At 69.1% G+C, this 13,021-nt stretch carries 9 protein-coding genes; 7 read left to right on the forward strand and 2 right to left on the reverse strand.

What is annotated here, in order from left to right; genetic code table 11:
- The 7 genes from gcvH (at position 1) to KK087_RS11280 (ending at position 9,838) form a co-directional block, all read left to right on the forward strand.
- Complete coding sequence (gcvH, locus tag KK087_RS11250; RefSeq protein ID WP_214544075.1) at positions 1–378, forward strand: glycine cleavage system protein GcvH; 378 nt, start codon at positions 1–3, stop codon at positions 376–378.
- The gene (gene gcvP, locus KK087_RS11255; protein WP_214565335.1) at positions 375–3,296 is read left to right on the forward strand and encodes an aminomethyl-transferring glycine dehydrogenase; all 2,922 of its coding nucleotides are present in this window, start codon (positions 375–377) and stop codon (positions 3,294–3,296) included. The genes gcvH and gcvP overlap by 4 nt, the downstream gene beginning before the upstream one ends.
- Before the next feature lie 511 nt (positions 3,297–3,807).
- Entirely contained in the window at positions 3,808–5,436 is a 1,629-nt protein-coding gene (locus tag KK087_RS11260; RefSeq protein WP_214529011.1) for a peptide ABC transporter substrate-binding protein, read from the forward strand.
- Positions 5,437–5,660: 224 nt separating this feature from the next.
- Positions 5,661–6,590, forward strand: a complete 930-nt coding sequence (locus KK087_RS11265) for an ABC transporter permease (protein ID WP_110860579.1) — start codon at positions 5,661–5,663, stop codon at positions 6,588–6,590.
- A complete protein-coding gene (locus KK087_RS11270; RefSeq protein ID WP_214544072.1) occupies positions 6,580–7,530 on the forward strand; it encodes an ABC transporter permease in 951 nt (316 codons plus the stop codon). Before KK087_RS11265 ends, KK087_RS11270 begins: the two co-directional genes overlap by 11 nt.
- Positions 7,527–9,269, forward strand: a complete 1,743-nt coding sequence (locus KK087_RS11275) for a dipeptide ABC transporter ATP-binding protein (RefSeq protein WP_214529013.1) — start codon at positions 7,527–7,529, stop codon at positions 9,267–9,269. The genes KK087_RS11270 and KK087_RS11275 overlap by 4 nt, the downstream gene beginning before the upstream one ends.
- A 62-nt stretch (positions 9,270–9,331) precedes the next feature.
- A complete protein-coding gene (locus tag KK087_RS11280) occupies positions 9,332–9,838 on the forward strand; it encodes a PH domain-containing protein (RefSeq protein WP_214529014.1) in 507 nt (168 codons plus the stop codon).
- A gap of 104 nt (positions 9,839–9,942) precedes the next feature.
- On the opposite strand, the gene KK087_RS11285 is transcribed toward KK087_RS11280, so the two are convergent.
- Complete coding sequence (locus tag KK087_RS11285) at positions 9,943–12,087, reverse strand: dipeptide ABC transporter ATP-binding protein (RefSeq protein WP_214565337.1); 2,145 nt, start codon at positions 12,085–12,087, stop codon at positions 9,943–9,945.
- Entirely contained in the window at positions 12,080–13,018 is a 939-nt protein-coding gene (locus KK087_RS11290) for an ABC transporter permease (RefSeq protein WP_214565339.1), read from the reverse strand. Before KK087_RS11290 ends, KK087_RS11285 begins: the two co-directional genes overlap by 8 nt.
- Positions 13,019–13,021 lie beyond the last annotated feature (3 nt).

Consider the following 13,021-nt stretch of genomic DNA (forward strand, 5'->3'; position numbering starts at 1 on the left):
ATGACCGACCAGACCGCACTCCAGTACACGGCCGACCACGAGTGGCTGCTCGTCGAGGGCGACACCGTCACCGTCGGCATCACCGACCACGCCGCCGAGCAGCTCGGTGACGTCGTCTACGTCGAGCTCCCCGCCGTCGGCACCGCCACCACCGCAGGCGAGCAGATCGGTGAGATCGAGTCGACCAAGAGCGTCGGCGAGCTCTTCGCCCCGATCGAGGGCGAGGTCATCGCGGTGAACGACGCCGTCGTCGACACCCCCGACACCGTCAACCAGGACCCCTTCGGTGCCGGCTGGCTCGTGAAGATCAAGGTCGACGGCGCCTCGTTCCCCGAGGACCTGATGGACCACGACGCGTACCGGGCCTCCATCGCATGACCGCGTTCGAGAACCTCCAGACCTCCTTCGCCGACCGCCACATCGGCACCACCCGGGCCGACCAGCAGGCCATGCTCGACGTCGTCGGGCAGCCGTCGCTCGACGCCCTGGTCCGTGCCGCGATCCCGGAGTCCATCCACGTCGGCCCCGTCGTCGACTCGGTGATCCCGGCCGCCGTCGGCGAGACCGAGGCACTCGCCGAGCTCCGTGCGAAGGCCGGTCGCAACACGGTCCGCCGCGCCATGATCGGCCTCGGCTACCACGGCACCCACACCCCCGCGGTGATCCAGCGCAACGTGCTCGAGAACCCGAGCTGGTACACGGCGTACACGCCGTACCAGCCCGAGATCTCGCAGGGCCGCCTCGAAGCGCTCATCAACTTCCAGACGATGGTGTCCGACCTGACCGGCATGGCCACCGCCGGTGCCTCGATGCTCGACGAGGGCACCGCCGTGGTCGAGGGCATGCTCCTCGCCCGCCGGGCTTCGAAGGTCAAGGGCGACGCGTTCCTCGTCGACGCCGACCTGCTGCCGCAGACCCGTGCACTCCTCGACCACCGTGCCGACGCGGTGGGCATCACGCTGCGTGCGTTCGACGCTGCCGACGGCCCGAGTGACGACCAGCTCGACGGCGCGTTCGGCGTCATCCTGCAGTACCCGGGCGCCTCGGGCCGCATCGTCGACCCGTCGTCGACCATCGAGCGGGTCCACGCCGGTGGCGGCATCGCCGTCGTCGCAGCCGACCTGCTCGCGATGACCCTGCTCGCCAGCCCCGGCGACCTCGGCGCCGATGTCGCCGTCGGGACGAGCCAGCGCTTCGGCGTGCCACTCGGCTTCGGTGGCCCGCACGCCGGCTACCTGGCCGTGCGCGCCGGCCTCGAGCGCCAGCTCCCCGGTCGCCTGGTCGGGGTGTCCTTCGACGCCGACGGTCAGATGGCCTACCGCCTCAGCCTGCAGACCCGTGAGCAGCACATCCGCCGCGAGAAGGCGACGAGCAACATCTGCACCGCGCAGGTCCTGCTCGCCGTGATGGCCTCGATGTACGCGGTCTACCACGGGCCCGAGGGCCTGCGGTTCATCGCCGGCCGGGTCGCACGCAACACCGGTGCGCTCGCCGCCGTGGCGCGTGACGCCGGGGTCGAGGTCGTGCACGACGCCTTCTTCGACACGCTCACCCTGCGGGCCGTCGGCCGCGCCGAGGCGATCGTCGCGGCAGCACAGGACGCCGGCTACCTGCTGCACGTCGTGGACGCCGACACGTTCCAGCTGTCCGTCGACGAGACGACCACACCCGACGACGTGGTGGCGATCGCCCGCGTGCTCGGGGCGGTGGACGTGACGGTCCCCGCGACCGAGACCGCCGTGCGCAACGCGGCCACGGGCCTCCCGGCCGCCCTGCAGCGCGAGAGCGACTACCTGACTCACCCCGTGTTCAGCGCGCACCGCAGCGAGACCCGCATGATGCGGTACCTCAAGCACCTGTCCGACAAGGACTACGCGCTCGACCGCGGCATGATCCCGCTCGGCAGCTGCACGATGAAGCTCAACGCGGCGACCGAGATGGCCGCCGTGACCTGGCCGGAGTTCGCGAACATCCACCCGTTCGCGCCGCGCGAGGACGTCGAGGGGTACCTCGACATGATCGGTGACCTCGAATCGTGGCTCGCCGAGGTCACCGGCTACGACACGGTGTCCCTGCAGCCGAACGCCGGCAGCCAGGGCGAACTCGCCGGCCTGCTGGCCATCCGCGGGTACCACCGGGCTCGTGGCGACGAGGACCGGACGGTCTGCCTGATCCCGTCGAGCGCGCACGGCACGAACGCCGCGTCCGCGGTGCTCGCCGGCATGAAGGTCGTCGTGGTGGCCTGCGACGAGAACGGCAACGTCGACCTCGAGGACCTCCGGGCCCGCGTCGCCGCCCACGCCGACACCCTCGCGGCCCTGATGATCACGTACCCGTCCACCCACGGCGTCTACGAGCACGACATCCGCGAGATCTGCGACGCCGTGCACGACGCCGGCGGCCAGGTCTACGTCGACGGTGCGAACCTCAACGCGCTCCTCGGGCACGCCCGCTTCGGCGACTTCGGCGGCGACGTGTCGCACCTCAACCTGCACAAGACCTTCTGCATCCCGCACGGCGGTGGCGGCCCCGGCGTGGGTCCCGTCGCCGCGAAGGCGCACCTGGCGCCGTTCCTGCCCGGGCACCCGTTCGCGCAGCAGGCCGACCGGCGCTCCGGCGCGACGGTGGCCGGGGCCGACGACCGCCTGGCGCACGCCGCTGGTCCGGTGAGCGCTGCGCCGTACGGGAGCCCGAGCATCCTGCCGATCACGTGGACCTACGTCCGGATGATGGGGCTCGAGGGCCTCACCCGGGCGACCGAGGCCGCCGTGCTCGGCGCGAACTACATCGCGGCCCGTCTCCGCGACGCGTTCCCGGTGCTGTACACGGGCGACGACGGACTGGTCGCGCACGAGTGCATCCTCGACCTCCGCCCGCTGCGTGACACCACCGGCATCACGGTCGACGACGTCGCGAAGCGCCTGGTCGACTACGGCTTCCACGCGCCGACGATGTCGTTCCCGGTCGCGGGCACGCTCATGGTCGAGCCGACGGAGAGCGAGGACCTCGCCGAGCTCGACCGCTTCGTCGACGCCATGCTCGCGATCCGGGCCGAGGCCGCAGCGGTGGAGCGCGGGGAGTGGCCGGCGGACGACAACCCGCTCGTGCACGCGCCGCACACCGCTTCGTCGGTGATCTCGGGGGAGTGGGAGCACGCCTACACCCGCGAGCAGGCCGTCTACCCGCTGCCCGGAATCAGCGGCCGGAAGTACTGGCCGCCGGTGCGTCGCATCGACCAGGCCTACGGTGACCGCAACCTGGTCTGCGCCTGCCCGCCGATCGAGGCGTTCGCCTGATCCCGACCGGCGCCGACGCCCCGTCGTGCTCGTCGCCCCGCGCTTCGTGCCCCGTCCGGTCCTCCGGGCGGGGCACGGTGGCGTCCCGGCGGGATCGGCCGACGGGGCGTGTCACGACACACCGCTCAGTTCCGTCGACTGGTCGCGAACCGTCGTCCGGACCCGCGCCGAGCGACTGTTCGTGACCACTCGACGCGGTACCCACGGCAGGTCGTGACCACTCGACAGCGCTCCTGAGGCACACCCCTGAGCGATGCTCGGCCGTCGCCGACTTGCACAGAAGTGTGCCGGACTGCAACGGATTTCATGCAGATGCAACAAAAACGCACCCTTCACCGGCACGCGCGCGAATCTTGCATCGTCCCGCAACGATCGTGCAAGTTGGTTACCGGCGTGTAACCGTTCGCCCCAGGGTTTGGACGCCGCTGTTCACCTTGCCTACAGTGCAAAGGTCAAACGCGCCCGGGTGACACCGCTGTGCCCTTGCGCGTCCCATGCACCAGGAGGAACCTTGATCAAGAAGCGCGCCGGGCTCTCAGCCCTCGCCGTGCTCGGGGCCACAGCACTCGCCCTGACCGCCTGCTCCAGCAACAGCTCGTCGAACGGCGGTGACTCGGGCTCGGCGAACGCGTCCGGGATCGTCACCACGAACGGCAGCGAGCCGCAGAACCCGCTGATCCCGTCGAACACCACCGAGACCGGTGGCGGCAAGATCATCGACTCGCTCTTCGAAGGCCTCGTCTCGTACGACGCTGACGGCAAGCCGGTCAACGAGGTCGCCAAGAGCATCGACACCGATGACTCGAAGACCTTCGACATCACGCTCAACACGAACTACACCTTCACCAACGGCGAGAAGGTCACGGCCGAGTCGTTCACCAAGGCGTGGGACTGGGCTGCACAGAAGTCGAACGCCCAGGGCGCGAGCTACTTCTTCGAGAACATCGAGGGCTACGACGCCGAGAAGGACTCGAAGCTGACCGGCCTCAAGGTCGTCGACGACGACGAGTTCACCGTCACGCTGAAGTCGGCGCAGTCGGACTTCCCGCTGTCGCTCGGCTACTCGGCGTTCGTGCCGCTGCCGTCGGCGTTCTACGACGACACCAAGGCGTTCGGCGAGAACCCGATCGGCAACGGTCCCTACAAGCTCGACGGCAAGAACGCCTGGACGCACAACCAGTCGATCAAGCTCGTCACCAACAAGGACTACGAGGGCAAGCGCAAGCCGAAGAACGGTGGTCTGACGATCACGTTCTACACCTCGCAGGACACCGCGTACTCCGACGCCCAGGGCGGCAACCTCGACGTCCTCGACGCCGTGCCGGACGCTGCTTTCGCGACCTACAAGTCCGACTTCCCGGACTCGAACGTCAACCAGGCCGCCGCGATCTTCCAGGCGATCTACCTGCCCTACTACCTCGACCACTGGAAGGGCGAAGAGGGCAAGCTCCGTCGCGAGGCGGTCTCGATGGCGATCAACCGTGAGCAGATCACCGACAAGATCTTCGACGGCACCCGTACCCCCGCCAAGGACTTCACCTCCCCGGTGATCGACGGCTGGAGCGACGACCTCAAGGGCGCCGACGTGCTCGAGTTCAACAAGTCCGAGGCCAAGAAGCTCTGGGCCGAGGCCGACAAGATCTCGAAGTACGACGACACGCTCACCATCACGTACAACGCCGATGGTGGACACGAGGCCTGGGTGACCGCGGTCACGAACTCGATCTCGAACACGCTCGGCATCAAGGCCGAGGGCAACGCGATCCCGACGTTCCAGGAAGCCCTGGACCTCCAGACGAACGACAAGCTCACGGGCGGCAGCCGCACCGGTTGGCAGGCCGACTACCCGTCGCTGTACAACTTCCTCGGCCCGACCATGGGTGAGGGCTCGTCGAACAACTACTCCCGGTACGACTCCAAGGAGTACAACGACCTGCTCGCCGAGGGCCGTTCGGCTGCGACCGTCGAAGAGGGCAACAAGATCTTCGACCAGGCTCAGGAACTCCTGTTCGAGGACCTGCCCGAGATCCCGCTCTGGTACTCCAACGTGACCGGTGTCTGGAACGCGGACAACGTGTCGAACGTCAAGTTCGGCTGGAACTCGGTGCCGCTGTACTACGACATCGAGGTCAAGAACTGACCCTGGTCTCGTAGAGACCACCACGCGAGCAGGTATCCTGCCTCGCGACCACCGGACGGGGGTTCGGGGACCACTCAGGTCCCCGAACCCCCGTACCGCGGCGGTAAGACCTTCCCCACACCGCGGGCGCCCTCCCGCACCGGACTTCCGTGCCGACCCTCGGACCGTCCACCCCTCACCACAATGAACCTGATCGACATCGCTCCGGACCGGGCAGTGATCTGATGCTCTGGTACCTCGGCAAGCGCCTCCTGCAACTCATCCCCGTGTTCTTCGGGGCCACGTTCCTCATCTACTTCATGGTCTTCTCGCTGCCCGGCGACCCGATCGCCGCGCTGTTCGGCGACCGCCAGCCGTCGCCGCAGGTGATCGAGACGCTGCGACAGCAGTACAACCTCGACAAGCCGTTCATCATCCAGTACCTGCTCTGGATCGGTGGCGTCTTCCGCGGTGACCTGGGTCTGACCTACTCGGGCCAGCCGGTCAGCTCGCAGCTCGCCCAGGCCTTCCCGATCACCGCACGCCTGGCCATCCTGGCGCTCGTGTTCGAGGCCGTCGCCGGCATCGTCGTCGGTGTCATCGCCGGTCTGCGCAAGGGCAAGCTGTTCGACGCCACCGCGCTCGTCGTGTCGCTGCTGCTCATCTCGGTGCCGACCTTCGTCGTCGGGTTCGTCCTGCAGTACGTGTTCGGCATCAAGCTCGGGTTGTTCCGGGTCACGGTGTCCGGTGACGCACCCTGGTCGGAGCTCGTGCTGCCGGCGATCGTGCTCGCGTCGGTGTCGTTCGCGTACATCGTGCGCCTGACCCGTGCGAGCGTCGCCGAGAACACCAGCGCCGACTTCGTGCGGACCGCCACCGCGAAGGGCCTGCCGCGTCGTCGTGTCGTCGGCGTGCACATCTTCCGCAACTCGCTCATCCCCGTGGTGACCTACCTGGGCGTCGACATCGGCAACCTGATGGTCGGCGCGGTCGTCACCGAGGGCATCTTCAACATCAACGGTGTCGGCGGCACGGTGTTCCGCGCCGTCAAGCTCGGCGAGGGCCCCACTGTCGTGTCCTTCGTCGCCGTGATGGTCATCATCTTCATGCTCGCCAACCTCCTGGTCGACCTGCTCTACGCCGTCCTGGACCCGAGGATCCGCTATGCCAAGTAACGCCGCACCCCGTTCGGCGACGCACTACGTCGCCCCGATCGAGGAGACCCCGCTCCAGGCGGTGGACCAGGTCAACGAGGACGAGAAGACCCGATCGCTGTGGACCGACGCGTGGGAGTCCATGCGGACCCGCCCGACGTTCTGGATCTCCTCGGTCCTGATCCTGCTCATCGTCGTCGTCGCGATCTTCCCCGGACTCTTCACGCACGTCGACCCGCGGGCGTCGAACCTCGACTTCAGTGACGAGGGCCCGCGTCCCGGCCACCCCCTCGGCTACACCCGGCAGGGCTACGACGTCTACGCCCGTGTGATCTGGGGCGCCCAGAACTCGGTCATCGTCGGCATCGTCGCGACGGTCCTGGTGTCGCTCGTCGGCATCATCATCGGTTCGCTGGCCGGTTTCTACGGCGGCTGGCTCGACACGATCGTGTCCCGCATCGCGGACATCTTCTTCTCGATCCCGACGATCCTCGGCGCGATCGTGATCATGTCGGTGATCCCCGCCCGGAACGCCATCACGGTCGCGCTCGTGCTCGCGGCCTTCGCCTGGCCGCAGATCGCCCGCATCATGCGCGGTGCCGTCCTGAGCGCCAAGCAGTCCGACTACGTGATGGCGTCGGCAGCGCTCGGCGTCAGCCGCTTCAAGACGCTCGTCCGTCACGTCATCCCGAACTCGCTGGCTCCGGTCATCGTCGTCGCGACCGTGTCGCTCGGCACGTTCATCGTCGCGGAGGCCACGCTGTCGTTCCTCGGCATCGGTCTCCCGCCGTCGGCGCTCAGCTGGGGCCTCGACATCGGCACCGCCCAGACGTCGATCCGGACCAACCCGGCGACGATCTTCTGGCCGTCCGCCGCCCTGTCCATCACCGTGCTCGCGTTCCTGCTCCTCGGTGACGTGGTGCGCGATGCGCTCGACCCGAAGGCGAGGGCCCGCCGATGAGCGAGACACTGACCCAGCCGAACAGCAGCCGCACCGGCGGTTCCGGCGCACCGCTGCTCGAGATCACCGACCTGCAGGTCGGCTTCAAGACCCAGAGCGGCCTCGTGCAGGCCGTCCGCGGCGTCAACCTCACCCTCGAGCAGGGCGAGCGTCTGGCGATCGTCGGAGAGTCCGGTTCCGGCAAGTCGACGAGCGCGCAGGCGATCATCAAGCTCCTCCCCGGTACCGGTGAGGTCACCGGCGGCTCGATCAAGTTCAACGGGCGCGAGCTCGTCGGGCTGAGCGACAAGGAGATGTCGGAGATCCGCGGGAAGGAGATCGGCTACGTCCCCCAGGACCCGATGTCGAACCTCAACCCGCTGTGGTCGATCGGCTTCCAGGTCGAAGAGGCGATCCGCGCGAACGGCATGGCGACCGGCAAGAAGGCCGTCCGCGACCGTGCCGTCGAGGTCCTGCAGGAAGCCGGCCTCGGCGACGCGTCGACCCGCCTGAAGCAGTACCCGCACGAGTTCTCCGGCGGCATGCGGCAGCGCGTGCTCATCGGCATCGGTCTGTCGAGCCGCCCGCAGCTGCTCATCGCCGACGAGCCGACGAGTGCGCTCGACGTCACTGTCCAGCGCGTCATCCTCGACCACCTCGAGACCCTGACCCGCGACTTCGGCACCTCGGTGCTGTTCATCACGCACGACCTCGGGCTCGCCGCCGAGCGTGCCGAGAAGCTCGTCGTGATGTACAAGGGCCAGGTCGTCGAGGCCGGGCCCTCGAAGGAGATCCTGGCGAACCCGCAGCACCCGTACACGCAGCGCCTCGTCGCAGCGGCCCCGTCGCTGGCCAGCCGTCGCATCCAGTCGAAGGTGCAGCACCAGCGGGTCGACATCGCCGACGCCGGCAACGACGACGCCGAGCTGATCGCCCGGGCCCAGGAGCGCGAGCACCGTCCGGCCGAGGACCTCATCGTGGTGAAGAACCTCGAGAAGGTCTACAAGCTGCGCGGCAAGAACCTCGCCACGCGCGAGCTCAAGGCCGTCGACGACGTGTCGTTCTCGATCCAGAAGGGCACCACCACGGCGCTCGTCGGCGAGTCCGGTTCGGGCAAGTCGACCGTCGCGAAGCTCGTCCTGCAGCTCGAGAGCATCACGAGCGGCACCGTGCAGTTCGACGGCATCGACATCGGCGCGCTGAAGGGCAAGGACCTCTTCGACTTCCGCCGCCGCGTGCAGCCGGTGTTCCAGGACCCGTACGGCTCGCTGGACCCGATGTACAACGTCGGGAACACGATCGCCGAGCCGCTCAGCACGCACAAGGTGGGAGACAAGGCCTCGCGCCGGGCCCGCGTGCTCGAGCTGCTCGACCAGGTCGCACTGCCGAAGTCGATGGTGAACCGCTACCCGAACGAGCTGTCCGGCGGCCAGCGGCAGCGCATCGCCGTCGCCCGCGCGCTCGCGCTCAAGCCGGAGGTCATCGTCCTCGACGAGGCCGTCTCCGCGCTCGACGTGCTCGTGCAGGGGCAGATCCTCGACCTGCTGACCGAGCTGCAGACCGAGCTCGGCCTGACGTACCTGTTCATCACGCACGACCTCGCGGTCGTCCGCCTCGTCGCGGACAACGTGTGCGTCATGCGACGTGGTCAGATCGTCGAGAAGGCGACGACCGACGAGGTCTTCGCCGACCCGAAGGAGCAGTACACGAAGGACCTCCTGGCCGCCATCCCCGGCGCCGGGTTCGAGTTCGGACGCTGATCCACCTGGACACGAACGAGGCCGGACGCCCCGTCGTCCTCCGCGCTGGTCGCGGGGGCGCGGTGGCGTCCGGCCTCGTCGCCGTCCTGGGCCTCTTCCTGCTCGGCGATGCGGCGTTCCGGGGGAGCTGGGACGTCGTCCTCCGTGCCGCCGGCCCGATCGCCGTGCTCGTCTGGGCGCTCTGGGTCCTGACCTACCGCCCGTGCATCGTCATCGACGACCATGCGGTGACGGTGCGCAACCCGCTCCGCCGTACCGTGGTGCCGTGGCACGCCGTCGCCGACGTCCGGCTCCGCTGGCAGATCGTGATCGAGACGGTCGCCGGCCGGAAGGTCCAGTGCTGGGGCGGGCCGTCGCTGCCGCGGCCGAAACCGGCCCGGCGCGGTGAGCGGGCCGTCCTGCGGCAGCCCGACGAGATGACGGTGCTGCTCGACCGGTGGTCGGAGCGCCGCGGTGCCACTGGTGACGGTGACGTCGTGCGCGGCTGGGACACACCCGCCCTGGCGGTCGGCGCGGCCGCGCTGGCGCTGCTCGCCGCCTCGCTGCTCAGCCTGTGGCTGGGAGCCTGACGCGGCTCGCGATCGCGACCAGACGACGGACGGGAGGCCCGGTACCAGCTGGTACATGGCCTCCCGTCCGTCTGCTGGTCACGTCCACGGCGTGACCGGCGTCGTCAGACGACCGCGCCGGCCCGCTCGGTGAGCAGGTGCTCCTGGTCGGTCTGGATGCAGGCGACACCGCGGCCGTGCACGGGCTCGAGACCCGGGTCGATCGTGCGGCACTGCTCCTGCCGGCCCTCGTCCAGGAGCTGGTAGAGCGGGCAGCGCGTGCGGAACCGGCAGCCGTCGATGCGCTCCGTGGGGGAGGGCAGGTCGCCGTCGAGCAGGATGCGCCCGCGGGCTGCCTCGGCCATGGGGTCCGGCACCGGCACGGCCGACAGCAGTGCCCGGGTGTACGGGTGCTGCGGGTCCGAGAAGACCGCGTCGCCGTCGCCGTACTCGACGATGCGGCCGAGGTACATGACCGCGACGTCGTCGGCGATGTGCCGGACCACGGACAGGTCGTGCGCCACGAACAGGTACGACAGCCCGAGGCGGTGCTTGAGGTCCTCGAGCAGGTTGATCACACCGGCCTGCACCGACACGTCGAGCGCGGAGACCGGCTCGTCGAGCACCAGGATCTTCGGCTCGACGATGAGCGCACGGGCGATGCCGATGCGCTGCCGCTGGCCGCCGGAGAACTCGTGCGGGTACCGGTCGATGTAGCTCGGCTCGAGGCCGACCAGCTCGAGCACCTCGCGTACCCGTCGGCGGATCTCGTCCTTCAGCACCCCGTGCACGGTGAGGGGCTCACCGATCACCGAGCCGATGTCGAGCCGTGGGTCGATCGACGCCATCGGGTCCTGGAACACGACCTGGATGTCGCGGCGCAGCGCGAGACGGTCCTTCTTGGACAGCGAAGCGGTGTCGACGCCGTTCACCCGGATCGTGCCGTGCTGGGCCCCGGCGAGTTCGAGGACCTCCATGATGGTGGTCGTCTTGCCGCAGCCGGACTCGCCGACCAGGCCGAGCACCTGCCCGCGCTTGAGCGTGAGGGAGACGCCGTCCACCGCGTGCACCTCGCCGATCTGCCGCCGGAACAGCGCGCCCTTCGTGAGCGGGAACGTCTTCACCACATCGGCGAGCTCGAGCACGACGTCGTCGCCGTGGTCGACGGCCGCCTCGGGGACGTCGTCCGGGCGAGGGAAGATCTCCGAGCGCTCGAGGGTGCCGGCGGCGATCTCGTCGCGGCGGATGCACGCGGCGGTGTGGTCGTCGAGCAGGGTCCCGTTGCCGATCGTCGGAACGGCACCGGTCAGGACCGGGTTGTCGGCGCTCTGCGGCACCGTCGGTGCGACGAGGGCCGGCTCACCGTCGCGGCAGGCGTCGATGACGGCCGGGCAGCGGTCGGCGAACGGGCAGCCGGTCGGCTTCTGCGTGAGCAGCGGCGGACGGCCGTCGAGCGGAACGAGGCGTTCGGTGCGGGCGGACGTCATGTTCGGCATCGAGCGGAGCAACCCGATCGTGTACGGCATCACCGGCTCGCGGAACAGCGGGACGACCGGCGCCGTCTCGACGATCCGGCCGGCGTACATCACAGCGACGCGGTCGGCGTTGCCGGCGACGACGCCGAGGTCGTGCGTGATGAGCACGACGGCGGCACCGGTCATGTCCTTCGCCGTCTGCAGCACGTCGAGGATCTGCGCCTGGATGGTCACGTCGAGCGCGGTCGTCGGCTCGTCGGCGATGATCAGCTTCGGGTCGTTCGCGATGGCGATCGCGATCATCGCGCGCTGCCGCATGCCGCCGGAGAACTCGTGCGGGAACGCTTCGAGGCGTCGCGCCGGGTTCGGGATGCCGACGACCCGCAGGAGTTCCTCGGCACGGGTGCGTGCGGCGTGCTGGGTGAGCGAGCGGTCGTGCAGACGCAGACCCTCGATGATCTGCTGGCCGATCGTGTACACCGGCGTCAGGGCGGACAGCGGGTCCTGGAACACCATCGCGATGTCGCGACCGCGCAGTCGCGACATCTCGCGGTCGTTCCTGCCGACGAGTTCCTGGCCGTCGAACGTGATGCTGCCCTGCACCTGGGCGGACGACGGCAGCAGACCCATCACCGCCATCGAGGACACCGACTTGCCGGACCCCGACTCGCCCACGATGCCGAGGAACTCGCCGGGTGCGACGGTGTAGTCCACCCCGCGGACGGCGTAGACCGGCTTCGTCTTCGGGTTGAACGTCACCGAGAGGTCGGAGACGGTGAGCAGCGGTTCAGTCACGGTTGGCTCCGGAGGTGGGGTCGATGGCGTCGCGGAGGGCGTCGCCGAGCAGGCTGGTCGAGAGCACGGTCGCGACGAGGGTCGCGGCGGGCAGGACGAAGAGCCACGGGCGGGTGACGGCGGACTGGCTGCCGGCGGCCAGCAGGGTGCCGAGCGAGACGTCGGGGATCTGGATGCCGAAGCCGAAGAAGCTCAGCGAACTCTCCGCCAGGATCGCGGCGCCGACACCGAGGGTGGCGTCGATGATGAGCAGCGACGCCACGTTCGGCAGGATGTGACGCCGGATGATCGTGAACGCCGGGACACCCATGAACCGGGCGGCCTTGACGTAGTCGCGTTCGCGCAGCGACATCGTCTGACCGCGGATCACACGGGCCATCACCATCCAGCTGAACACCGCGAGGCCGACGATGAGGGCCACCCACGTCAGGTCCTTGAACACCGGGCTGAGCAGCACGAGCGCGTAGAACGACGGGATCACGAGCAGCAGGTCGATGACCCACACGAGCAGCCGGTCGGTGACGCCGCCGAAGTACCCGGCGACCGCGCCGACGATGCCGGCGATCAGGGTCGCTGCGGGACCGGCGATCAGGCCGATGAGCAGCGACTTCTGCAGGCCGACCAGGGTCTGCGCGTAGATGTCCTGGCCGATGTCGTTCGTGCCGAACCAGTGCGCGGCGCTCGGTGGCATCCCGAATGCCAGCCCGTCGGAGTCGACGGCGTTCCAGTGGTACAGGTACGGGCCGAGGAACGCCCAGAGGATGATGAGGAGCAGGGCGCTGGCGCCGATCCGTGCACGCCAGGTGCCGAACACCTTGCGCCACAGGGGTGTGCGGCTGCCCTTCGCCTCGATCACGTGCGCCGGGACGCCCGCGTTGCCGTCGCCGGGGTCACCGGCGGTGGTCGTGGTCGTGGGGTCGAGAACAGACACGGG

Origin of the sequence: Curtobacterium aurantiacum (assembly GCF_018598555.1) — a bacterium.
GTDB classification, from domain to species: Bacteria; Actinomycetota; Actinomycetes; order Actinomycetales; family Microbacteriaceae; genus Curtobacterium; species Curtobacterium aurantiacum.